The following is a 23,913-nucleotide window of genomic DNA, read 5'->3' as shown; positions in this document are numbered from 1 at the left end:
CTAGGGCTGATGCGAGATCAGCGATTCGATCGGCGGCAGCTGGCGCGGCTTGCGGTCCTCGCCGGTGGCGACATAGGTCAGCGTCGCCTCGGTGACCTTGACGATGTTCGACTGCAGGCGGTTGCGCTCGGCATAGACCTCGACATACACCGTGATCGAGGTGTTGCCGACCTTGACGATATCGGCGTAGAACGACAGCAGGTCGCCGACGAACACCGGGTTCTTGAACAGGAAGGAGTTCACCGCGATGGTGGCGACGCGGCCGTTGGCGCGGCGCGTGGCCGGCAGCGACCCGGCAATGTCGACCTGTGCCATGATCCAGCCGCCGAAGACGTCGCCATAGACGTTCGCGTCAGGCGGGCCCGGCATGACCCGCAGCTGCGGCATCTTTCCTTCCGGCAGACGGTTGGTCGCGGCGGGGGCGGTGTTTTCAGGCGTGGTCATCTTGTTTTCTCGTGAAAAGCTACAATCGTCCCGAATTGAACCATAAATCCCGGACCCCTGCCATGCGACGCCATTCCACCAGTTCCCCTCCGCCGCCAGATGCGAAAGGCCGACAGCGCACCGACTGGGCCACGCTCAAAACGCTGTTTCCCTACCTGTGGGTGTACAAGTGGCGCGTGATCGCCGCGCTCGGCGCGCTGATCGGCGCGAAGATGGCCAACGTCGGCGTGCCGCTGGTCCTGAAACAGTTGATCGACCAGCTAGCGATCGACCCGGCCAGCCCGCAGGCGCTGCTGGTGCTGCCGCTGGGCGCGCTGGTTGCCTATGGCCTGCTGCGCCTGTCGACCACGATCTTTACCGAACTGCGCGAGTTCCTGTTCGCGCGCGTGACGCAGCGCGCCGTGCGCACCATCGCCCTGCAAGTGTTTCGCCACCTGCACGCGTTATCGCTGCGCTTTCACCTGAACCGCCAGACCGGCGGCATGACGCGCGATATCGAACGCGGCACGCGCGGCGTCAATTCCCTGATCTCGTACTCGCTCTTCAACGTGCTGCCGACCCTGGTCGAGATCACGCTGGTGCTGGGCTACCTGGTGTTCAACTACGACAAGTGGTTCTCGATCATCACCGCCGTGGCGCTGGTCACCTACATCGTCTTCACCGTCGTGGTCACCGAATGGCGCACCCATTTCCGGCGCACGATGAACGATCTCGACTCGAAGGCCAATACCAGGGCGATCGACTCGCTGATCAACTATGAAACGGTGAAATACTTCGGCAACGAGGATTACGAAGCGAAGCGCTACGACCAGGGCCTGCAAAGCTACGAGAATGCCGCCGTGCGCTCGCAGACCTCGCTCTCGGTCCTCAATACCGGCCAATCGCTGATCATTGCCACCGCCGTCACCCTGATCCTGTGGCGCGCCACCGAAGGCGTGATCGCCGGCACGATGTCGCTCGGCGACCTGGTGCTGGTGAACTCGTTCATGATCCAGCTTTACATCCCGCTCAATTTCCTGGGGGTGATCTACCGCGAGATCAAGCAGGCGCTGGCCGACATGGAGCGCCTGTTCGGGCTGCTGGACCAGAACCGCGAAGTGGCCGATTCGCCGGGCGCGCAGCCTTTGGCGACCAGGGGCGCGCGGGTCGAGTTCTCGCATGTGGAATTCAGCTACGAAGCGAAGCGCCAGATCCTGTTCGACGTCGACTTCGCCATTCCCGCCGGCACCACCACCGCCGTCGTCGGCCATAGCGGCTCGGGCAAGTCGACCCTCTCGCGCCTGCTGTTTCGCTTCTACGACGTCAACCGCGGATCGATCAGCATCGACGGCCAGGACATCCGCAGCGTCACGCAAGCGTCCTTGCGTTCGGCGATCGGCATCGTGCCGCAGGATACGGTGCTCTTCAACGACACCATCGAATACAACATCGCCTACGGCAAGCCGGGCTCGAGCAAGGACGACATCGTCGCCGCCGCGCGCGCGGCGTCGATCCACGACTTCATCGAGAGCCTGCCGGACGGGTACGCGACCATGGTCGGCGAGCGCGGCCTGAAACTGTCGGGCGGCGAGAAGCAGCGCGTGGCCATTGCCCGCACCTTGCTGAAGAACCCGGCGATCCTGATTTTCGACGAAGCCACGTCGGCGCTCGACTCGAAGTCCGAGCAGGCAATCCAGGCGCAGTTGAAGGAGATTGCGCGCAACCGCACCACGCTGGTGATCGCGCACCGCCTGTCGACGATCGCCGACGCGCAGCAGATCATGGTGCTCGATCACGGCAAAATCGTCGAGCGCGGAACCCATGGCAGCTTGCTGGCGGCGCAGGGCCTGTATGCGCAGATGTGGGAGCGGCAGCAGGCGCGCCCGGAGGAGGAGCTGGCGTCGCCGCCGTTGGCGCTGCAGAGCGAGTGAAGGACGAGTGAAGGGCGACGCACGCCCGTCACTACGTACCGCACCTCTTCTTTTCGAGGCCGTTACGGTTGTTTGTAGACGACGCCGTCCTTCATCACGAATTTCACTTGTCCGAGCACGCTGACGTCGCGCAGCGGGTCGCCGTCGACGGCGACGATGTCGGCGGCGAAGCCCGGCGCCACCGCGCCCAGGCGCTGCGGCTGGTCGAGCAAGGCGGCGGCGTGGACGGTCGCGGCGCGGATCGCGTCGATCGGGCGCATGCCCGCTTCGACCATGTAGCCGAACTCCTTTGCATTGTCTCCGTGCGGGAACACGCCGGCATCGGTGCCGAAAGCGATTTTCACGCCGGCCTTGTGGGCGCGCGCGAAGGTCGCCTGCAGTTGCGGGCCGATCGCGGCCGCCTTCGGGCGCACCAGGGCCGAATAGTAGTTCGCGTCCTTCGCCTTGTCGGCGACATAGCGGCCTGCCGAAATGGTCGGCACGTACCAGTGGCCGGTCTTCTTGAACAGGGCGATGGTTTCGTCGTCCATCAGCGTGCCGTGCTCGATCGAATCGACGCCAGCGCGCAAGGCGCGCTTCATGCCTTCGGCGCCGTGCGCGTGGGCCGCGACGCGAAAGCCGTAATCCTTGGCCGTGCTGACGATCGCACGCAGTTCGTCCTCGGTGTACTGCGAATTCTGGCCGTTTGCCGCCTGGCTCAGCACGCCGCCGGTGGCGGTGATCTTGATCAGGTCCGCGCCTTCCTTGTAGCGGGCGCGCACGGCCTGGCGGCCCTGTTCGGGACTGTCGATCACGCCTTGCTCCGGACCCGGCGTGCCGATCTTCTCGTTCAGGAAGTGCGACAGGTTGTTGGTCGGGTCGGCATGGCCGCCGGTGGTGGCGATCGATTTCCCGGCCGTAAACATGCGCGGACCCGGCACGGCGCCGCTGGCGATGGCGCGTTTCAGCGACACGTTCAGGCCGTCCTGGGCGCCCAGGTCGCGCACGGTGGTAAATCCCGCCATCAGCGTGCGTTCGGCATACTTCACCGAACGGTAGGCCAGGTCGGCTGGATCGGCCGTGAGGCGGTCGCGGTAGGCGTCGATCGCCGGCGCGGTCTCGCTGGTGAGGTGCACGTGCATGTCGATCAGGCCCGGCAGGCAGTATTTGTCCGACAGGTCGATGTGGCCGGCGCCCGGCGTCATCGGACCGACCGAGGTGATGCTGCCGTTGTCGATCACGATGCTGACGCGCTCGCGCCAGGTGCCGCTCTTCAGGTCGAGCAGGCGGCCGCAATCGACCGTCCGGGTGGCGCCATGGGCGCTGTTCAATGCAAGCAGCATCGCTGCCGCGGCCAACTGTTTCATCTTCCTGTCTCCGTTTCTATGAAAAAAGGCCTCCCATCGCTGGAAGGCCTCGTATGCTTCGTGATCGAACCGTCAGCGCAGCGGCGAGACGGCGACGTCCTTTACCGGCTCCTCGAGGTCGTTCTCCCACTTGGCGACGACGGCGGTGGCGATGCCGTTGCCGATCACGTTGGTGGCCGAACGCGCCATGTCGAGGAAGTGGTCGATGCCCAGCAGGAGCAGCAGGCCCGCTTCCGGGATGTTGAACTGGCCGAGCGTCGCGGCAATGACGACCAGCGAGGCGCGCGGCACGCCGGCCATGCCCTTCGAGGTCAGCATCAGCACCAGCATCATCATGAGCTGGGTCGAGAGCGGCAGCTCGATGCCGTAGGCCTGGGCGATGAAGACGGTGGCGAAGGTGCAGTACATCATCGAGCCGTCGAGGTTGAACGAGTAACCGATCGGCAGCACGAACGCGGCCAGGCGGTTCTTGACGCCGAAGCGCTCCAGGCCTTCCAGGGTTTTCGGGAAGGCCGCTTCGGAGGAGGCGGTCGAGAAGGCCAGCAGGGTCGGTTCGCGCAGCTCGACGATCAGGCGCAGCACGCGCGGGCCGAGGAAGACCATGCCGATCAGGATCAGGATCACCCACAGCAGCGCGATGCCGAGGTAGAACTCGCCCATGAAGATGCCGTAGGTCGAGAGCACGCCCAGGCCGCTTTTCGCGATGATGCCGGCCACCGCCGCGAAGACGGCGATCGGCGCGAAATTCATGACGTAGCCGGTGAGCTTGAGCATGACGTGGGCGACGCCGTCGATGGCGTCGATCATCGGCGTGGCGCGCGCGCCGACGGCGGCGGCCGCGGTGCCGAAGAACAGCGAGAACACGACGATCTGCAGGATCTCGTTCTTGGCCATGCCGTCGACGATCGAGGACGGCACCAGGTGGGTGATGAATTCCTTCAGGGTCAGGCCGCTGGTGACGATGCCCGAATCGGCGCCGACCGGCGGCAGGTTGCCCAGCGCGGCCATCGCGTCGCCCGGGCGGAACAGGTTCACCAGGATCAGGCCCAGCGACAGCGAGATGACCGAGGCGATGATGAACCAGCCCAGCGCCTTGACGCCGATGCGGCCGACTTCCTTGGCGTCGCCCATCTTGGCGATGCCGACCACCAGGGTGGCGAAGACCAGCGGCGCAATGATCATTTTAATCAGGCGCAGGAACAGCGTCGTCACCAGCGACATCGTGTCGGCGAAGCCCTTGGGGTCGGCCAGGTTAATGTTGGCGATGTAGCCGACGACGATCCCCAGCGCGAGGCCGATCAGGATGTAGATTGTGAGACGGTTTCGATTGTTCATGGACTGCTTCCTGTAGTCGGCTGCGCGTTCGACCCGGCCGGCCGGACACGGGGTCCTGGGCAGGCCGCGGCTGGATAGTAGGGTGGTTCCGGGAGCGAAGGAGGATTCGCTCTGAGTATCTTGGCAAGTTTCGCAGTATCCTTGGGGCTGTTAGTGCTGTCAAGCACGCTTACAGCGGTGGTCGAGGTTTGCAAACAAGTGAAGAAAAAATGATTGAAATTGACAAGGTCAGCAAATGGTACGGCGAGTTCCAGGTCCTCGCCGATTGCAGTACGCATGTGGCCCGGGGCGACGTGGTGGTGGTCTGCGGGCCGTCCGGCTCGGGCAAGTCGACCCTGATCAAGACCGTCAACGGCCTCGAGGCGGTGCAGGAAGGCGTGATCCGGGTCGACGGCGTGCTGGTCACCGACCGCAAGACCGACCTGCCCAGGCTGCGCGCCAAGATCGGCATGGTGTTCCAGAACTTCGAATTGTTCCCGCACCTCTCGGTCACGGAGAACCTGACGCTGGCCCAGATCCGGGTGCTCGGGCGCGCCAAGGGCGAGGCCGTCGCGCGCGGCCTGACCTACCTGGACCGGGTGGGGCTGCTGGCGCACCGGGACAAGTTTCCGGCCCAGCTCTCGGGCGGCCAGCAGCAGCGCGTGGCGATCGCGCGTGCGCTGGCGATGGATCCGGTGGCGATGCTGTTCGATGAACCGACCTCCGCGCTCGACCCGGAAATGATCGGCGAAGTGCTGGAGGTGATGGTGGGCCTGGCCCAGGACGGCATGACGATGATGGTCGTGACCCACGAAATGGGTTTTGCCCGCAAGGTGGCGGACCGGATCGTCTTCATGGACCACGGCCGCATCGTCGAGGACACCCCGAAGGAGGAATTCTTCACCGCTCCGCGCTCGGCGCGCGCGCGCGAGTTCCTGGCGAAGATCATCCACTGACGGCTTCTTGCGAGGAAAAGCGCCGTGCGCGATGAATTCCTGCCGGGCTTGCCGCGCTGCGCAATTCCGGTTTTACGCGGCGCGCCATCTCCTATGCAGGTAAAATGACGCCGTCCCGCAATCCGAGAACCGCCATGTCCATCATCGAGACCCCGCAATCCATCACCATCACCCGTCCAGACGACTGGCACCTGCACCTGCGCGACGGCGCGGCGCTGGCCAGCGTGCTGCCGCACACGGCGCGCCAGTTCGCGCGCGCGATCGTGATGCCGAACCTGAAACCGCCGGTCACCACGACGGCCGCCGCCGCCGCCTACCGCGAGCGCATCCTGGCCGCGCTCCCGCAGGGCATGCAGTTCGAGCCTTTGATGACGCTGTACCTGACCGACAATACCGATCCGGACGAGATCCGGCGCGCGCTGGACAGCGGTTTCATCCATGCGGTCAAGTTGTACCCGGCCGGCGCCACCACCAATTCGGATGCCGGCGTGACCGACCTGCGCAACTGCTACAAGGTGCTCGAAGTGATGCAGGAAGTCGGCATGCCGCTGCTGGTGCATGGTGAAGTCACCGACAACGAGATCGACCTGTTCGACCGCGAAGCCGTCTTTATCGAACGCGTGATGCGCCCGCTGCGCCGCGACCTGCCGGCGCTGGCCATCGTCTTCGAGCACATCACGACCAAGGACGCGGCCCAGTACGTGGCCGAGGCCGAAGGCCCGATCGCCGCCACCATCACCGCGCACCACCTGCTCTACAACCGCAACGAGATCTTCCGCGGCGGGATTCGGCCGCACTATTACTGCCTGCCGGTGCTCAAGCGCGAGGAACACCGGCTGGCGCTGGTCACGGCCGCCACCAGCGGCGACGAGCGCTTCTTCCTCGGCACCGATTCGGCCCCGCACGCGATCGGCGCGAAGGAGTCGAGCTGCGGCTGCGCCGGCTGCTACACGGCCCTGCACGCGATGGAACTGTACACGCAGGCCTTCGCCGACGCCGGCGCGCTCGACAAACTCGAAGCCTTCGCCAGCTTCAACGGCCCGGCCTTCTACAACCTGCCGCGCAACGTCGGCACCATCACGCTGGCGCGCGAATCGTGGACCCTGCCGGCCACCGTGCCGATGGGCGAACAAGCGCTCGTGCCGCTCAATGCAGGCGAGCGCATCGACTGGAAGATGTTGTAAGTGGCAGCGGAGATTGCGCAGATCGACTGGTCGCGGCCGTGGTACGACGCCGTGCGCCCAGCGTATGATGCGCTCGGTCTGGAAGGCGACGGGTTTGTCGGCGCGTTTAACCGGCAAGCCGCGCGCCTCGCCTTGCGCAACCACCGCGACTTGGCCGTCAGCTTCGTGCCGCAGGAAGCGTTGCCCGACGGAACGGCGTATGAAGAATTCATCAGCGCCACCGGCAAGGTGCCCACGCGCGACAACCTGCATGACTTCTTCAACGGCCTCGTCTGGCAAACCTTCCCGCTGATCAAGCGCGAACTGAACGCCTTGCAAGCGGCGCAGATCGCCGCGGCCGCCGGCAGCCGCGCGCGCGGCCCGGCGCGCGACGCCGCCACCATTTTCGACGAGAACGCCGCGCTGCTGGTGCTGCGCGCCTCGAGCGAAGGGCGCGCGCTGGCCGACGAGCTGCGTGCCCACTGCTGGGACGCGGCGCTGTTCGAAAAGCGCGCCATGTTCGGCCCCGACGCCCAGCTCTGGCTGTTCGGCCACGCGCTGATGGAAAAGCTGGTGGCGCCGCGCAAGGCGATCACGGCCCACACCCGGGTCGTGTTCGCGCCGGACGGGTTCTTCGCGCTCGACCTCGATGCCCGGCGCGCCTGGATCGATGGGACGGTGGCCCGCTTGCTGCAGGCCGAAGGCTTGACGACATCGAGCTTTACGCCGCTGCCCGTGCTGGGCGTGCCGGGCTGGTGGCCCGGCCAGGACCAGGCGTTTTACCTGGACACGACGGTTTTTCGCCCCAAGCGGCCCGACAGGAGCAGCCATGACTGAGGCGGTTCGCTGGGGCATCCTCGGCACGGGCAAGATCGCGCGCGCCTTCGCCAGCGCGCTGCAGGACGTGCCCGGCGCCGTATTGGCGGGCGTCGCTTCGCGCAGCCTGGAGAAGGCCGACGAATTCGCCACCGAGTTCCGCGCCGGAGCCGCCTACGGCTCGTACGAAGCGCTGGCGGCGGCCGACGGCATCGACCTGGTCTACATCGCCACGCCCCATCCGCAGCACGCCGCCAATGCGCGGCTGGCGCTGGGCGCCGGCAAGGGTGTGCTGTGCGAGAAACCCTTTACGATGAACCGGCGCGAGGCCGAGGAAGTCGTCGCGCTGGCGCGCGCGCATAACCTGTTCCTGATGGAAGCGATGTGGACGCGCTTCATGCCGGCCCTCGGCGAAGTCAAGCGCCTCATCGCCCTTGGCGAAATCGGCAGCGTGCACCAGGTTGTCGCCGACTTCGGGTTCACCGCCCATTTCGGCCCCGAGCACCGCGTCTACAATCCGGCGCTGGGCGGCGGCGCGCTGCTCGACCTCGGCATCTATCCGCTCTCGATCGCCGCCAGTCTGCTCGGCCCGGTGGCCGCGGTCAGGGCGCAGGCCGAGATGGGGCCGACCGGCGTCGACGTGCAGACCGGTTTTATTTTGACGCATGAACACGGCGGCATGTCGGTCTGCAGCTGCTCGTTCCAGGCGCGCACGCCGGGCGAACTGACGGTGTCGGGTTCGCGCGGGCACATCCGCATGAACACCATGTTCCACCGCGCGCGTTCGATCACGGTGGCGCGCGACGACGGCAGCCGCACGATCGAGACGCCTTATCTCGGCAACGGCTACGTGCACGAAGTGATCGAAGCCCAGCGCTGCTGGCGCGCGGGGCTGATCGAAAGCCCGGTCATGCCGCATGCCGAGACGCTGGCGCTGATGGAAGTGATGGACGAGGTACGGCGCCAGATCGGACTGGTCTACGAGGCCGACCGCGCCGGATAACTGCTGGGGCCAGGTCTGACATTCGGACACGAGCTCAACCTTCATTGGGGAGGCTGTGCGGATAACAGCTGGGGCCAGGTCTGACATTCGGACACGAGCTCAACCTTCATTGGGGAGGCTGTGTGTAGTGAATGCCGAGGCCGTGTTCACTTGTCAGACCTGACCCCAGCTGTGGTGTTTTCGGACACGAGCTCAACCTTCATTGGGGAGGCTGTGCGTAGCGAATGCCGAGGCCGTGTTCACTTGTCAGACCTGACCCCAGCTGTGCAGCTTGACCCCAGCTGTGCAGCTGTGCAGCTGTGCAGCGTTATACCTTCAGGAACTCTTCGCGGCCGCCCAGCCAGCGCGCCAGGTGCGCGTCGACGATCTCCATGTTCGCCGGCGTCTCGTTCTCCAGCAGCCCGGCCGCGATGTCGCGCGCGTGCTCGACCAGCCACTGGTCCGTTTCCAGATCCGCAAAGCGCAGCATCGCCTGTCCCGACTGGCGCGCACCCAGGAACTCGCCGGGGCCGCGAATCTCCAGGTCGCGCCGCGCAATTTCAAAACCGTCGGTGGTTTCGCGCATGGTCAGCAATCTCTGCTTGGCCACCTGGCCCAGCGGGCTCTGGTACAGCAGCAGGCAGACGCTGGCCGCCGAGCCGCGGCCCACGCGTCCGCGCAGCTGGTGCAGCTGCGACAAACCGAAGCGCTCGGCATGCTCGATCACCATCAGCGAGGCGTTCGGCACGTCCACCCCCACTTCGATGACGGTGGTGGCGACCAGCACGTGCACCTCGGCCGCCGTGAAGGCATCCATCACCGCCTGCTTCTCGGCCGGCTTCATGCGCCCGTGCACCAGCCCCACCTGCAAATCGGGCAGCGCTTGCGCCAGGGTCTCGTAGGTTTCGGTCGCGGTCTGCAGCTGCAACGCTTCGGATTCCTCGATCAGCGGACAGACCCAGTACACTTGCCGGCCCTCAAGCGCGGCGGCGTGCACGCGTTCGATGACTTCATCTCTCCGGTTCTGGTCGATGGCGCGCGTGACGATCGGGCTGCGCCCCGGCGGCAGCTCGTCGATCACGGACACTTCCAGGTCGGCGTAATACGTCATCGCCAGCGTGCGCGGGATCGGCGTCGCCGACATCATCAACTGGTGCGGCACCAGGCCGTCGCTGCCCTTGTTGCGCAGGGTAAGGCGCTGGCCGACGCCGAAGCGGTGCTGTTCGTCGACGATGACCAGGCCCAGGTTCGCGAACTGCACCGTGTCCTGGATCAGCGCATGGGTGCCGATCACCAGGCGCGCCTGGCCCGATTCCACCATCTCGTTGGCCGCCGTCTTGTCCTTCTTCTTGAGGCTGCCCGTGAGCCAGGCGACTTTCACGCCGAGCGGTTCCATCCACGCGGCGATCTTCCTGAAATGCTGCTCGGCCAGGATCTCGGTCGGCGCCATCAGCGCGGCCTGGTAGCCGCTGTCGATGGCCTGGGCGGCGGCCAGCGCGGCCACGACCGTCTTGCCGCTGCCGACGTCGCCTTGCAGCAGGCGCTGCATCGGATAGCTCTCGCGCAGGTCCTTGCGGATCTCTTGCAGGACGCGCTGCTGGGCGCCGGTGAGGCTGAAGGGCAGGGCGCCCAATAAACCTTCGGTCATGCGGCCGATCGCGCGCAGGTGCGGCGCACCCTTGTCGCGCCGCGCGCGCTGGGCGCGCTTGAGCGACAGCTGCTGGGCCAGCAGTTCGTCGAACTTCATGCGCGTCCAGGCCGGATGCGTTTTTTCCATCAGCGCGTATTCGTCGGCGTCGACCGGCGGATAGTGCAGCAGTTTCACGGCCGGCTCGAAGTCGATCAGGTCCATCTGGCGCCGGATCAGCGGCGGCACGGTATCGGTCCAGTCCACGCGCCGCATCGCTTCGGCGATCGCGCGCCGCAGGATCGGCTGCGACAGGCCTTCGCCCGATGGATAGACGGGCGTGAGCGAGGTCGGCAGCGGCGCGTTCTCGTTGACCACCTTATAGGTCGGGTGGACCATCTCGGCCCCGAAAAAGCCATGCTTGATCTCGGTACGGGCGCGTACGCGCACGCCCTCGGACAGCTGCTTGACCTGGCTGCCGTAGAAATTCATGAAGCGCAGCAGCAGTTCGCCGCTCTCGTCGGCAATCGTCACCAGCAGCTGGCGCCGCGGTTTCAAGCTGATCTCGTTCTTGATGACGACCCCCTCGACCTGCGACACATGGCCGCCGCGCAGGCAAGCCTCGCGGATCGGCACGATCCTGGTCTCGTCCTCGTAGCGCATCGGCAGGTGCAGGACCAGGTCCATGTCGCTGCGCAGGCCGAGCTTGGCGAGCCTGGTCTGTGTCGTTTTCGGGGCGGGTGGAGGCTTCGGAGCAGGCATAAACGCGGCAGGATGGCAAAGGCTGGCGTAAAATAGAGGGTTCGCCGCACTACTTGGGGCCATATTGTAAGGCTGCCAGCACTTATTTTCCCAGAATTGACCAGAATGTATTCGCTTTCCGACTTCGATTTCGATTTGCCGCCCGAGCGCATCGCGCAATTGCCCCTGCCGGACCGCAGCGCCTCGCGCCTGCTCCAGCTCGATGGCGAACAGATCACTGACCGCCATTTCGCCGACATCGTCGACCAGCTGCAAGCCGGCGACCTGCTTGTGATGAACGACACCCGTGTATTGAAAGCGCGCTTCTTCGGCGTCAAGGAAACCGGAGGCCAGGTCGAGGTGCTGGTCGAGCGCGTGCTCGACGACCGCACCGTGCTGGCCCAGGTACGCGCCTCGAAGTCGCCGAAGCCGGGAACCCGCATCCGCCTGGCCGATGCCTTCGACGTCACCACGGGCGAGCGTGCCGGCGAGTTCTTCACCCTCGTTTTCGAGGGCGACGTGTTCGAGTTGATCGAGGCGCACGGCCGCCTGCCGCTGCCGCCCTACATCGAGCATACGGCCGACGCATTCGACGAGCAGCGCTACCAGACCGTGTACTCGAAAGAGCCGGGCGCGGTCGCCGCGCCAACCGCCGGCCTGCATTTCGACCAGCCGCTGCTCGACAAGTTGAAGGCCAAGGGCGTCGACTTCGCCTACGTCACGCTGCACGTCGGCGCCGGCACGTTTCAACCCGTGCGCGTCGAAGACCTGGCCGCGCACCAGATGCACACCGAGTGGTATACGGTGCCGGCCGAAACGGTCGATGCGGTGCGCGCCGCGAAGGCGGCCGGGCGCGACGTGATCGCCGTCGGCACCACGAGTCTGCGCGCGCTGGAATCGGCCTCGCAAACGGGCGAGCTGGCCGCCGGCAGCGCCGACACGGCCCTGTTCATCACGCCCGGCTACACATTCAAGACCGTCACGCGCCTGATCACCAACTTCCACCTGCCGAAATCGACGTTGCTGATGCTGGTGTCGGCCTTTGCCGGCTACGCCGCCATTCGCAAGGCGTACGCACATGCAGTCGCCAGCGAATACCGCTTCTTCAGCTACGGCGACGCCATGCTGCTGACAACCACATCACGCTAAAAACCCCGATGCTCGAATTTACGCTTCTCAAAAAAGATACCAGCGGCCTGTCGCACGCGCGCCGCGGCCGCTTGACCGTCAACCACGGCACCATCGAAACGCCGATCTTCATGCCGGTCGGGACCTACGGTTCCGTCAAGGCGATGGACCCGGTCGAGCTGGCCACGGTCGGTTCCCAGATCATCCTCGGCAACACCTTCCACCTGTGGCTGCGTCCGGGCACGGACGTGCTGAACAAGTTCGGCGGCCTGCACGGCTTCATGGGCTGGGACAAGCCGATCCTGACCGACTCGGGCGGCTTCCAGGTGTTTTCGCTGGGCGCGATGCGCAAGATCACGGAAGAGGGCGTCACCTTTGCCTCGCCGATCGACGGTGCGCGTAAATTCCTGTCGCCCGAAGTGTCGATGCAGATCCAGCGCGCGCTCAATTCGGACATCGTGATGCAGTTCGACGAATGCACGCCCTACGAGATCGATGGCAGGGCAGCGACGAGCGAGGAGGCGGCCAAGTCGATGCGCATGTCGCTGCGCTGGGCCCAGCGCTCGATGAACGAATTCAAGGGTGGCGAGAACCCGAACGCGCTGTTCGGCATCGTCCAGGGCGGCATGTACGAGCACCTGCGCGACGAGTCGCTGGCCGGGCTGGAAGACATCGACTTCCCGGGCCTGGCCATCGGCGGCCTGTCGGTGGGCGAACCGAAGGAAGACATGAAGCGCATCCTGGCCCATGTCGGCCCGCGCCTGCCGGCCGACAAGCCGCACTACCTGATGGGCGTGGGCACGCCGGAAGACCTGGTCGAGGGCGTGGCGAACGGCGTCGACATGTTCGATTGCGTGATGCCGACCCGTAACGCCCGCAACGGCTGGCTGTTTACGCGCTTTGGTGATGTAAAAATCAAGAACGCGCGCTACAAGGAAGACACGGGGCCGCTGGACGCGTCCTGCGACTGCTATTGCTGCAAGAATTTCTCGCGCGCGTATTTGCATCACCTGCACCGCTCGAACGAGATCCTCGGCGCGCGGCTGAACACGATCCACAACCTGCACTATTACCTGAACCTGATGCAGGAAATGCGCGACGCCATCGATGCCGATGGGTTCCAAGCGTTCAGGCTGAGCTTTGCGGCGGATCGGGCACGCGGGGTCTAAAAATGCGCGCCTGCCCCGAGATTTCCACCTTGCAATTCATACTTGTCAATCCCATCTACCGCGAATGGCCGCTGGCAGTTCGCCGGTGCTAGAATACAGCGCTGTTTTTTTCATCTCACAACCGGAGTCCTCGTGTTCATTTCCAACGCTTACGCGCAAACCACCACCGCTGCCGATCCCGGCCTGATGGGCAACCTGACGACCTTCGCGCCGCTGCTTATCATGTTCGTGGTCATGTATTTCCTGATGATTCGTCCCCAGCAGAAGCGCCAGAAGGAAATGAAGGCCATGATGGACGCCCTGGCCAAGGGCGACGAAGTCGTCACCGCCGGCGGCATCCTGGGTCGTGTCGTGCAGGTGAAAGATGCTTATGTCACCATCGAAGTGGCGGCCGGCACCGAAATGGTGGTGCAGAAGAATGCAGTCACCACGCTGCTGCCGAAGGGTACGCTCAAGTCCCTGTAAGCCCGCGCGCGCCCGGGCAAGGCCCGGGGCCGCCACTGGTCATCCGCCAGGGCCGCGTGCCGCCTAACACCCTACGCTGGAACACTATGAATCGCTATCCCGTCTGGAAATACATACTGATCGCTGTCACGCTCCTGCTGGGCGCGCTGTACACGGCGCCTAATTACTTTGGCGAATCGCCAGCGTTGCAGATTACGACCGGCAAGACGACTGTCAAGATCACGAGCGAGACGGCCGCCCGGGTCACGGACGTGCTCAAACGGGAAGGTGTTCCGGCGAACCAGGTGACCCTGGAAGGCGAGGGCAACTCGGCCGCCGTGCGTGCGCGCTTCGGCACGACCGATGCCCAGTTCAAGGCCAAGCTCGCCCTCGAGCGCCAGCTCAACCGCGACGCGGCCGACCCCGATTACATCGTCACCGTCAACCTGGTGAAAAATACCCCGCCCTGGATGCAGGCCCTGCACGCCAAGTCGATGAACCTCGGCCTGGACTTGCGCGGCGGCGTCCACTTCCTGCTGCAGGTCGACTCGAAAGCCGTGCTCGACACCAAGGTGAAGGGCACCCAGGCCAGCGTGCGCAGCATCCTGCGCGACAAGAACGTGCGCCACAGCGGCATCGAGCGCAGCGGCAATACCGTGGAAGTCAGCTTCCGCGATGCCGAAACCCGCGCCGCCGCCCGTGCCGCGCTGGCGAGCCAGTCGCAGGACCTGGCCTTTGCCGACGCCGCCGACGGCAGCACCCTGAAACTGCTCGTCACCCTCAAGCCGGAAGCGCTCAAGCGCACCGTCGAGGAAGGCGTGAACCAGAACATCACGACCCTGTCCAAGCGCATCAACGAACTCGGCGTGACCGAGCCGGTCATCCAGCGCCAGGGTGCCGACCGCATCGTCGTGCAATTGCCGGGCGTGCAAGACGTGGCGCGCGCGAAAGACATCATCGGCCGCACCGCCACCCTGGAAATGCGCCTGGTCGATCCGACCATCACGCCGGGCACCGAACTGTCGGCCGCCATCCCGCTGAACTCGGAACTGTTTACGGAAGGCCGCGGCGCCCCGGTGGTCGTCTATAAAGACATCGTCCTGACCGGCGACTACATTTCGAGCGCCGTCGCCACCTTCGACCAGAACCAGCAGCCGGCCGTTTCGCTCGACCTGAACGGCGATGGCGGCCGCAAGATTCGCCTGATGAGCCGCGATAACATCGGCAAGCGCATGGCCGTTCTGCTCAAGGAAAAGGGCAAGTACACCGTGCCGACGGCGCCGACCATCCAGGGCGAACTCGGTTCGACCTTCCAGATCACCGGCATCGGCAGCATCGAAGACGCCAACGAGCTGGCGCTGCTGCTGCGCTCGGGCGCGCTGTCGGCGCCGATGGAATTCATCGAGGAACGCGTGGTCGGCCCGCAGCTGGGCGCCGAAAACATCAGCCGCGGGCTGAACTCGACGGTATGGGGTTTCGTGGCGATCGCGGTCTTCATGATTGTTTATTACCAGATGTTCGGCGTCTTTTCCGCGCTGGCGCTGGCCGCCAACGTGATGTTCCTGCTGGCGCTGCTGTCGATGCTGCAGGCAACCCTGACCCTGCCCGGTATCGCCGCCATCGCGCTGGCCCTCGGCATGGCGATCGACGCCAACGTGCTCATCAACGAGCGCATCCGCGAGGAATTGCGCGCCGGCGCCACGCCGCAGATGGCGATCACGAACGGCTTCAGCCATGCCTGGGACACGATTTTCGACTCCAACGTGACCACCCTGATCGTCGGCCTGGCGCTGCTGATCTTCGGTTCGGGCGCGGTGCGCGGCTTTGCCGTCGTGCACACCCTGGGCATCCTGACCTCGATGTTCTCGGCAGTGTTCGTCTCGCGCGGCATCGCCAACCTGTGGTACGGCCGCCGCGGCAAGAAGCTCACCAAGCTGTCGGTGGGCACCGTCTGGACGCCGGGCCTGCCCGCTGAAAAGAAATAAGACTAGGGAATCGTCATGGAATTTTTCAAAATCAAGCGGGACATCCCGTTCATGCGCCACGCGTTGATCTTCAACGTGATCTCGGCGCTGACCTTCGTCGCCGCCATCTTCTTCCTGGTGACCAAGGGACTGCATTTCTCGGTCGAGTTCACTGGCGGCACCGTGATGGAATTGCGTTATCCGCACGCGGCCGACCAGGAAAAGATCCGCGCGACGCTGCGCTCGATCGGCCATGAAGCGCCCGAGGTGGCCAGCTTCGGCACCGCCCAGGACATCATCCTGCGCCTGCCGCCGGTCAAGACCGCGGCCGGCGCGACCGTCTCGTCGGAAGCCTTCAATGCCATTTGCGCCTCCGAAGGCGGCGCGCCCAAGCAGGTGACGGTCATGGAGAAGGGCCAGCAAGTAGCGCGCACCAGCTGCGCCAACCCGGCCGGCGCCGAACTGGTCACGCTGCAGCGGGTCGACTTCGTCGGCCCGCAGGTGGGCGACGAACTGGCCACCGACGGCCTGAACGCGCTGATCATGGTCATCGTCGGCGTCGTCGCTTACCTCGCCATTCGCTTCGAGTGGAAATTCGCCGTCGCCGCGATCCTGGCGAACCTGCACGACGTCGTCATCATCCTCGGCTTCTTCGCCTTCTTCCAGTGGGAATTCTCGCTGACGGTGCTGGCGGCCGTGCTCGCCGTGCTGGGTTACTCGGTCAACGAATCGGTCGTCATCTTCGACCGCATCCGCGAAACCTTCCGCAAGCAGCGCAAGATGACGGTGACCGAAGTCATCGACCACGCCATCACCAGCACCATTTCGCGCACGATCATCACGCACGCGTCGACCCAGATGATGGTGCTGTCGATGCTGCTGTTCGGCGGTCCGTCGCTGCACCACTTCGCGATGGCCCTGACGATCGGTATCTGCTTCGGCATCTACTCGTCGGTGTTCGTGGCGGCGGCGATTGCCATGTGGCTCGGCGTGAAGCGCGAAGACCTGATCAAGCCGGTCAAGGAAAAGGACGAAACGGACGGCGCCGTCGTCTGATAGTACAAGGCGTGGCCAGGACGGCTGCGCCAGCACGATGCCGCCCGCTTGCCAGCCGGGCGGCATTTTTCATTGTGAATACTCTCCCGATGTGAGAATGCTCCCATGTGTGAGTTTGCGCACAGAGAACGGACGGAGCCGAAACGTATAGTGGAACTGTCTCTTTCAGGACATCCCTAGTTTTGGACTTCACCCGCTCCCTTTCGGAGCGGGTTTTTTTTTGCCCGCGCCGAAAGCGGGCTCGAGAAACCGGAATATGTCACGAGTGTGAAGTGCCGCACAGAGTGTGTGGGAACCGGGAACTAATATGGAACTGTCTCTTTCAGGACATCCCTAGTTTTGGACTTTGCCCGCTCCTTGAGCGGGCATTTTTTTTGCCGAGCAAGCCTACAGCAAGGCCGCCGTCAAGCTTTGCACCTCGTGCGCCGACTCTTCCATGATGCGTGCCAGCGTCCCGTCGCCCACGGCGAAATCGATCGACGCCGCCGCCGCGAACGTGGTCGCCCCCGGCCGCTCGAGCAGGGGCGAAGGCACCGGCGACAAGTCGTTCGCCAGCAGCAGGGTATCGCCCAGGGTCTCCGGCGGCAAGGCGCGCATGCCGTTCCACATCGCCTCGATCGCCCCCATCACCGGCGTCGGCACGCCCAGGCGCAGCAGCACGCCGCGGCCGATCGCCACTTCGCCATGTTCCAGCCACTCGTCGGCATCGCCGTCGAGCAGCCCCGGATAGTCGTGCGCGCGCGAGAGCATATAAAAACCGCCCACCTCATGCACGATACCGGCGAACATCGCCGTCTCCGGATCGACGAACGACACCCGCCGTGCGATCACCTGCGCCAGCGCGGCCACGTGGGCCGAGTGGCGCCACAGGGCGTCGGCGCGCTGGCGCAGGTCGGGGTCGGTGATTTCGCTGCTCAGCTGGCGCACGATGACGGCGGCGGCGAGCGCGCCCAGCGTGCGGAAGCCCACGCGCTGGACGGCGGCGCGCACGTTGGTGACGTCGTTGCCGGAGCGGTTATAGGTCACGGAATTGGCGATGGCGACGGTGCGCGCCGCCAGCAAGGGTTCGGCCTGCACCAGGCGGGCCGCCATGTCGGCGTGGCATTCGGGATCGTTCAGGGCTTGTTGCAGCCTGAGCGTGGCGTCGACATTCGTCGGGAAGCTGAGTTCACCGCGACTGGCCTGGGCCGCGATACTCTTGAGGGCGTCGAGTCTGTCCATCGAAAAATTATACTCCGGTGGCCAGACATTCCCCAGTCAAAGTTTGCCCGGGAGCACTTTTACAACGCCAATCCGGGCAGCGTGTCAAGGCTCGCTGAAAATGGCGTCGCAGCCATCCTTCGGCTCTTCGGTGTCTTGCAACTCGTCGACCAGGCCCAGGTCGGCCAGCTCTTCGACGGCGTTCATGAAACTGTTGATCTTGGCGGCACCGATGAGGCGGTAGATTTCGCCGGCTTCGTTGCGTACGCCGATCAGCATCTTGTGCTGGCGCACTTCCTCGACCGGCGCCACTTCAAGCAGGATATTGCCGATGATGTGCTTGTCGAAATGGGCAGGCTTCATGCCTTCGAGCAGGGTGGTTTTCAAGATTCTTCCTTTTGTTGATGTAATGATGGGGACGAAAGCGGGGACGGGCGCCCGGCTCGGTGGATGCGCTCGCGCAGTTTCGCCAACGCGCCATCGATCTCGTCGAATTCGGCGTCGCTGTAACCAACAAACAATTGCTTGCCATGGGCAACGACCTGTGGAAATACCTCGCGGAACATGGCATTGCCCGCATCGGTCAGGCGCACATGGAACGACCGCTTGTCGTCGCTGCTCTGCTCGCGCAGCACGATGCCCTTGTGCTCGAGGCGTTCGATGACGCCCGTCAGCGTGCCCTTGGTGATGAGGGTGCGCTCGCCGAGTTCCTTGTAGCTCATCCCGTCCGTGTTGCCCAGCGTGGCGATGATGTCGAACTGCGGGTGCGTCAAACCGTACTGCCGCACCGATTCGCCCGAATACCGCTCGAAGCCTTGCAGGCATTCGGCCAGCAAGCGGATGCTTTTTAAATATCGTTCCCCCATGACGTGGAATTATAGCCGCCCTGGAGCGGAGTGCGCCTGACAAACCCTCCCGATCCGGGCGAGCGGCGCGGCTCTGCTATAGTTGTCGGCCCCACATCATCGATCCGCTTGCTCGAACATGAACCCATTCTGGAGCCGCCACGTCGGCACCCTGACGCCCTACGTTCCCGGCGAACAGCCGCGCATCGAGCAACTGATCAAACTGAACACGAACGAAAATCCCTATCCGCCATCGCCCAGGGTCATTGCCGCCATCACCGCGCAAGCCGGGGACGGGCTGCGCTTGTATCCCGATCCGCAATCGAGCGCACTGAAGCAGGCGCTGTCCTCGTATTACGGCGTCGCGCCGGGCGAGGTATTCGTCGGCAACGGCTCCGATGAAGTCCTGGCCCACGCCTTTCACGCTTTTTTCGTGCAGGACACGCCCATCCTGATGCCGACGGTGAGCTACAGCTTCTATCAGGTGTATTGCCGCCTGTATGGAATCGAGGCGGTGCAGGTCGCCCTCGATGAAGCCATGCGGATCGATCCCGACCGGTACCGCAGGCCTTGCGGGGGCGTGGTCATCGCCAATCCGAACGCGCCGACCGGCCTGGCACTGCCGCTCGAAGAGGTCGAGCGGATCGTGCGCGCGCAGCCGGACCGGGTCGTGCTGGTCGACGAGGCGTATGTCGACTTCGGCGCCGAAACGGCCATTTCCTTGGTCCGCGCCTATCCGAACTTGCTGGTGGTGCAGACTTTCTCCAAGTCGCGCGCACTGGCGGGACTGCGCGTCGGTTTCGCGATCGGACAGCCGCACCTGATCGAAGGCCTGGAGCGGGTCAAGGACAGTTTCAATTCCTACCCCTTGGGGCGTATCGAGATTGCCGGCGCCGTTGCGGCGATCGAGGACGAGGACTATTTCCAGCGACGCCGGGCGCAAGTCATTGCCACGCGCGAGCAGCTTGCAGGGCAACTGCGGCGACTGCGTTTCGAGGTACTCCCGTCGGCCGCGAATTTCTTGTTCGTACGCCATCCGGAACACCGGGCAGCCGATCTGGCGCAGGCCTTGCGCGAGCGCGCAATCCTGGTGCGCCATTTCAAGTCCCCGGAGATCGAGACCTATCTGCGCATCAGCATCGGCACCGACGACGAGTGCGCGCGACTCGCAGCCGTGCTGGCCGCCATCATCGAAGGCTAGCCGCCACTGCACCTGGACCCCGGTTCGCTTGTACGGACCGACGCCGCCTGGCTGGGCGGCTTGCTGTTGATCTCCGGTATGATAGTCAGTCAATGGAATTCCACGCGCCGGCCCGCCGCCGCCCTTGCCCCCGAGTGATGACGCACCCAGTCTTTTCCCATGCCGCACCCTGAACTGTCCGTCCTGGCGCAGGAAAGGCCGCTGCGCATCCTGCTCGTGAACGCGGGCGAGCCGGATTCCCTGAGCTGGTCCGGCCTGGTCCAGCCGCTGCGCCAGGCCGCGAAAATCCTCGGCCCCGAGCGCCTGCACGTGGACGTGCGCAGCCCCGACAAGTTCACCAGCGACGCCCAGCGCCACTGGCACCTGGTGTTATTGGCCGCCGACGAAGCCCAGGCCGGCCTGAAACCCGCCAACTTCCGCGCCCTCGTCGAGCGCTGCCGCGCCGCGCCCTTCTGGGGTGGCGTCGGTGCCGGCGTGTTGTGGCTGGCCGAAGCGGGCGCGCTGAACGGCGTGAAAACCGCGCTGCCCTGGTCCCTGTACGCCGACGCCGACAGCCGCGCCGACCAGGCCCTGTTCACGCCGCACCTGTATGAAATCGACGGCAACCGGCTCACCTGCTGCGGCGGCGCCGCTTCCGTCGACTTTGCGCTGGCCCTGATCGACATCATCTTCGGTTCCAACGTGCAGGCGCCTGTCAAGGAGCTGCTGTGCGTCGACCGCGTGCGTGGCAGGGAAGAGCGCCAGCGGGTGGCCTTGCAGGCGCGCTTCGGGACGCTGCAGCCGAAGCTGACCGAAGCGGTGACCTTGATGGAAGCAAACATCGAAGAACCGCTCTCGACCGACGAGATCGCGCAGCTGGCGGGCGTGTCGCGGCGCCAGCTGGAGCGTTTATTCAAGCAATATCTCGGCAGCCTGCCGTCGCGCTATTACCTGGAACTGCGACTGCAACGGGCGCGCCAACTGCTGATCGACACGAACAATTCGATTGTGCAGGTGGGCCTGATGTGCGGGTTCTCGTCGGGATCGCATTTTTCGACGGCGTTCGGGGCGCTGTTTGGCAATACGCCGCGCGAGGAGCGCCAGCGCCGGCTGGCAGAATAGGACAACTGGGGTCAGACAACTGGGGTCACGTCTGACATTTGGACACGAGCTCTGCCCTGCAGAACGTCAGCCGCCAGTCCGCTTCGGATGATGGCCAAGCTTGACGAGCGTTTCCATGACCAGGTCGCAGTGGTCGCCTTGCACTTCGATCACGCCCTCTTTCACGGTGCCGCCCGAACCGCATGCGGTGCGCAGCTGTTTGCCCAGCAGGGCCAGGGCAGCGGGGGCGAGCGCGAGTCCCTTGACGAGCGTGACACTCTTGCCGCCCCGGCCTTTGGTCTGGCGTGAAACGCGCACGACGCCGTCGCCCGTTGGCACGGTCTTGGCCTTGCACGTGCATTCGGCGAGGGGATGCCGGCATGCGGGGCACATGCGGCCGCCCTCGGTGGAATAGACCAGGCCGGTGTTTGAACTGCTCTTCATGTCTTGCTCAACATTTTTAGAGTGAAGCACAAGAGTTTAGCAGCGCCCGGTCGTCCAATGCCATTTGCTTGCTTGAGTCCGCAAGCATACGTTCCTGGCCCGGGCGGCGTAAAAACGCGCGAGCTGCGTAGCCATTCCCGCCCCCGAGAAAACGCCGTAGCGAGCGTTTTGAGCCGCCGCCTGGGCCGGTAGCGGACCTTTTCAAGGAGGCAGCATAAGGGGCTGCCGGTGTGAACGCCGGCCATATTCCTGTAGGCGTACTCAAGGCTTGTGCATCAAGTCCTGCAAGGCCACTACCGTCGATTCAACGCCCATCCTCACCGCTGGCCCGTGCTCTACCTTGAACAAAGGGCTGTGATGGCTCGGCAGGCGCAGTTTGCCTGCCTTGGCGGCGGCGATGTTCTCCGGTGCCGTCCCACCGACCGTGAAATAGACGCTCGGGACATAAGGATCGGTCACGAACATCGGGAAGTCCTCCGCGCCCATACCTTCGCGAAACTCTTCTTCTCCAATGGCACCAGGACCCAGCTTACCGGTCCAGGCAGCGCGCAGGCGCTGCACCAGCTCGACATTATTGAGAACCGGCGGCGCTGGCGTATCGACCAGTTTTACCTCCGGCAACTCGTTCTCCGCCATCCCGACGGCGCGCGCCGTGTTCTCGGCCATGCGCTTGATCGCGCCCAGCAGGAGATCGCGGGTCTTGGCGCTTTCGCTGCGCACGGTCAGTTGCAGTTTGGCGTTGTCGCCGATGATGTTGGCCTTGGTGCCGCCATGGAAGGAGCCCACCGTGATCAGGCCGGGCTCACGTGGGCTGAGTTCACGACTGACGATGGTTTGCAGGCCGACGACGATCATCGCGCCGAGCACGATCGGGTCCTTGCCGCGATGCGGCGAGGCCCCATGAGCACCGACGCCCTTGATCGAAATCTCCACGGTGTCGGCGCCGGAATACGGCGAGACTTCCGAGGCGTGCACCTTTCCAGTTGCCATGTCGGCCTTGACGTGGAATCCCAGCGCGAAATCAGGCTTGCCGAAGCGCTTGTACAGGCCGTCCTTCATCATTGCAAGCGCGCCGCCGGTGCGTTCTTCAGCGGGCTGACCGATCAGCATCAAGGTGCCAGACCATTTGCTGCGCTCTGCCGCCATGCGCCGCGCCGTCCCAACCAGGCTTGTCATGTGGATGTCGTGGCCGCAGGAGTGGGCCACGGGCGTCATGTTGCCTTCCATGTCCTTCTGGGTCGCCGTCGAGGCATTTGGCAGTCCTGATTTTTCCAGCATCGGTAAGCCATCCATGTCAGCGCGCATCATCACCAGCGGGCCCGGTCCATTCTTGAGGATGGCTACCACGCCAGTGCCGCCCACGCCCTCCGTGACGGTGAAGCCAGCCGCGCGTAATTCCTTGGCCATACGCGCCGCCGTTTTCACCTCCAGGAAGGACAGCTCGGGATTGCGGTGGAAATAATCCAGCAGCGGCCCAAGGTGGGTGTCGTAGTCTTGCGCGACGGCCTTGGACAGTTCATTCGCATGGAGGGCACTTGGCAGCAGGAGCGCGGCGAGCAGGACGGAAAGCAGTTTGTTGGTCATGGTGTGCTTTAGTCTGGTGGTGGATAAACGGTGTTCGTGGTGGACATTGCCCCACTTGCCCTTCTACATCGTGCGGTGCTACCCATGGCAGCGCCCCGGCGAAGATCGACGGCAAGGCCCGGTACCGCCTGAGCCTACTCCCATTCGGTTTCAACGACCTGTCGGCCGACGGCGCACCTATTGTAGCGTCCGTTTTCGACCCAGCCCGTGTGCACGCTGCTGCCCGGGGACCTGGACGACCACGTCGCCGAAGATAATCCGGAACGCTTACCAGTCTTCCAGAATTAGCCCCTGGCCAGCACACTTCGGCTTGCAGTTCACGGTGTCGAGTTCCTACACAGCCTGGGACGATTGCGGACGTGCATAGCATGACGACGCATGCACCCTATTGTTTATATGGCAAGCATGAATTTCCTTCGCGCGGCCGAGACCAGAATGGCCGAGGCAGCGCTTCTTCGCCTTCCGGCCAAAAATGAAAATCCCCGTCGCACTTCTGCAA

21 protein-coding genes are annotated in these 23,913 nt (G+C 64.6%); 12 read left to right on the top strand and 9 right to left on the bottom strand.

Annotated features, from left to right (window positions below; all coding sequences use genetic code 11):
- A complete protein-coding gene (locus ACFPOU_RS18280; RefSeq protein ID WP_379724468.1) occupies positions 1–444 on the bottom strand; it encodes an acyl-CoA thioesterase in 444 nt (147 codons plus the stop codon).
- 62 nt (positions 445–506) lie between these two features.
- On the opposite strand from ACFPOU_RS18280, the gene ACFPOU_RS18275 reads away from it, so the two are divergent.
- On the top strand, positions 507–2,354 hold the full coding sequence (locus ACFPOU_RS18275; RefSeq protein WP_379724465.1) for an ABCB family ABC transporter ATP-binding protein/permease: 1,848 nt from the start codon (positions 507–509) through the stop codon (positions 2,352–2,354).
- Positions 2,355–2,416: 62 nt separating this feature from the next.
- On the opposite strand, the gene ACFPOU_RS18270 is transcribed toward ACFPOU_RS18275, so the two are convergent.
- Both ACFPOU_RS18270 and ACFPOU_RS18265 read right to left on the bottom strand, forming a co-directional pair.
- On the bottom strand, positions 2,417–3,700 hold the full coding sequence (locus ACFPOU_RS18270) for a metal-dependent hydrolase family protein (protein WP_379724462.1): 1,284 nt from the start codon (positions 3,698–3,700) through the stop codon (positions 2,417–2,419).
- Between the two features lie 72 nt (positions 3,701–3,772).
- Positions 3,773–5,035 (bottom strand): dicarboxylate/amino acid:cation symporter, encoded by a 1,263-nt coding sequence (locus ACFPOU_RS18265; RefSeq protein ID WP_379724459.1) that lies wholly within the window; start codon positions 5,033–5,035, stop codon positions 3,773–3,775.
- A 209-nt stretch (positions 5,036–5,244) separates the two neighbouring features.
- Between ACFPOU_RS18265 and ACFPOU_RS18260 the strand changes: the two genes are divergently transcribed.
- From ACFPOU_RS18260 to ACFPOU_RS18245, 4 genes are all read left to right on the top strand, one after another.
- Positions 5,245–5,970 carry an amino acid ABC transporter ATP-binding protein gene (locus tag ACFPOU_RS18260; RefSeq protein ID WP_379724456.1) on the top strand — a complete coding sequence of 242 codons (726 nt, stop codon included), beginning with the start codon at positions 5,245–5,247 and terminating at the stop codon, positions 5,968–5,970.
- 134 nt (positions 5,971–6,104) lie between these two features.
- Positions 6,105–7,154, top strand: a complete 1,050-nt coding sequence (gene pyrC, locus ACFPOU_RS18255; RefSeq protein WP_379724453.1) for a dihydroorotase — start codon at positions 6,105–6,107, stop codon at positions 7,152–7,154.
- Positions 7,155–7,970 carry a DUF3025 domain-containing protein gene (locus ACFPOU_RS18250; RefSeq protein ID WP_379724450.1) on the top strand — a complete coding sequence of 272 codons (816 nt, stop codon included), beginning with the start codon at positions 7,155–7,157 and terminating at the stop codon, positions 7,968–7,970.
- A complete protein-coding gene (locus ACFPOU_RS18245) occupies positions 7,963–8,952 on the top strand; it encodes a Gfo/Idh/MocA family protein (RefSeq protein WP_379724447.1) in 990 nt (329 codons plus the stop codon). The genes ACFPOU_RS18250 and ACFPOU_RS18245 overlap by 8 nt, the downstream gene beginning before the upstream one ends.
- 307 nt (positions 8,953–9,259) lie before the next feature.
- Here ACFPOU_RS18245 and recG read toward each other — a convergent pair whose 3' ends face one another.
- A complete protein-coding gene (gene recG, locus ACFPOU_RS18240) occupies positions 9,260–11,320 on the bottom strand; it encodes an ATP-dependent DNA helicase RecG (RefSeq protein ID WP_379724444.1) in 2,061 nt (686 codons plus the stop codon).
- A 105-nt stretch (positions 11,321–11,425) separates the two neighbouring features.
- On the opposite strand from recG, the gene queA reads away from it, so the two are divergent.
- The 5 genes from queA (at position 11,426) to secF (ending at position 17,060) form a co-directional block, all read left to right on the top strand.
- Positions 11,426–12,448 (top strand): tRNA preQ1(34) S-adenosylmethionine ribosyltransferase-isomerase QueA, encoded by a 1,023-nt coding sequence (queA, locus tag ACFPOU_RS18235; protein ID WP_379724441.1) that lies wholly within the window; start codon positions 11,426–11,428, stop codon positions 12,446–12,448.
- A gap of 8 nt (positions 12,449–12,456) precedes the next feature.
- Positions 12,457–13,596 (top strand): tRNA guanosine(34) transglycosylase Tgt, encoded by a 1,140-nt coding sequence (tgt, locus tag ACFPOU_RS18230; RefSeq protein WP_379724439.1) that lies wholly within the window; start codon positions 12,457–12,459, stop codon positions 13,594–13,596.
- Positions 13,597–13,728: 132 nt separating this feature from the next.
- On the top strand, positions 13,729–14,061 hold the full coding sequence (gene yajC, locus ACFPOU_RS18225; protein ID WP_379724436.1) for a preprotein translocase subunit YajC: 333 nt from the start codon (positions 13,729–13,731) through the stop codon (positions 14,059–14,061).
- Positions 14,062–14,147: 86 nt separating this feature from the next.
- Entirely contained in the window at positions 14,148–16,025 is a 1,878-nt protein-coding gene (secD, locus tag ACFPOU_RS18220; RefSeq protein WP_379724433.1) for a protein translocase subunit SecD, read from the top strand.
- A 15-nt stretch (positions 16,026–16,040) separates the two neighbouring features.
- Entirely contained in the window at positions 16,041–17,060 is a 1,020-nt protein-coding gene (gene secF / locus ACFPOU_RS18215; RefSeq protein ID WP_379724430.1) for a protein translocase subunit SecF, read from the top strand.
- Positions 17,061–17,447: 387 nt separating this feature from the next.
- Here secF and ACFPOU_RS18210 read toward each other — a convergent pair whose 3' ends face one another.
- From ACFPOU_RS18210 to ACFPOU_RS18200, 3 genes are all read right to left on the bottom strand, one after another.
- Positions 17,448–18,281: an HDOD domain-containing protein gene (locus ACFPOU_RS18210; protein WP_379724427.1), complete on the bottom strand. Its 834-nt coding sequence runs from the start codon at positions 18,279–18,281 to the stop codon at positions 17,448–17,450.
- A gap of 84 nt (positions 18,282–18,365) precedes the next feature.
- Positions 18,366–18,647 carry a hypothetical protein gene (locus ACFPOU_RS18205; protein ID WP_379724424.1) on the bottom strand — a complete coding sequence of 94 codons (282 nt, stop codon included), beginning with the start codon at positions 18,645–18,647 and terminating at the stop codon, positions 18,366–18,368.
- Positions 18,644–19,126, bottom strand: a complete 483-nt coding sequence (locus ACFPOU_RS18200) for a MarR family winged helix-turn-helix transcriptional regulator (protein WP_379724421.1) — start codon at positions 19,124–19,126, stop codon at positions 18,644–18,646. Before ACFPOU_RS18200 ends, ACFPOU_RS18205 begins: the two co-directional genes overlap by 4 nt.
- Before the next feature lie 118 nt (positions 19,127–19,244).
- On the opposite strand from ACFPOU_RS18200, the gene hisC reads away from it, so the two are divergent.
- Complete coding sequence (gene hisC / locus ACFPOU_RS18195; RefSeq protein WP_379724417.1) at positions 19,245–20,306, top strand: histidinol-phosphate transaminase; 1,062 nt, start codon at positions 19,245–19,247, stop codon at positions 20,304–20,306.
- Positions 20,307–20,465: 159 nt separating this feature from the next.
- The gene (locus ACFPOU_RS18190) at positions 20,466–21,407 is read left to right on the top strand and encodes a GlxA family transcriptional regulator (RefSeq protein WP_379724414.1); all 942 of its coding nucleotides are present in this window, start codon (positions 20,466–20,468) and stop codon (positions 21,405–21,407) included.
- Between the two features lie 66 nt (positions 21,408–21,473).
- Here the strand turns inward: ACFPOU_RS18190 and ACFPOU_RS18185 are convergent, their stop codons facing one another.
- On the bottom strand, positions 21,474–21,830 hold the full coding sequence (locus ACFPOU_RS18185; RefSeq protein ID WP_379724411.1) for a translation initiation factor Sui1: 357 nt from the start codon (positions 21,828–21,830) through the stop codon (positions 21,474–21,476).
- A 261-nt stretch (positions 21,831–22,091) separates the two neighbouring features.
- Positions 22,092–23,414 (bottom strand): amidohydrolase, encoded by a 1,323-nt coding sequence (locus tag ACFPOU_RS18180; RefSeq protein WP_379724408.1) that lies wholly within the window; start codon positions 23,412–23,414, stop codon positions 22,092–22,094.
- Positions 23,415–23,913: the final 499 nt, after the last annotated feature.

Source organism: Massilia jejuensis (assembly GCF_042656795.1).
Lineage (GTDB): Bacteria > Pseudomonadota > Gammaproteobacteria > Burkholderiales > Burkholderiaceae_D > Telluria > Telluria jejuensis.
Note: the sequence above shows the minus strand (reverse complement) of the source record. Positions and strands in the feature narration are given on the sequence as shown.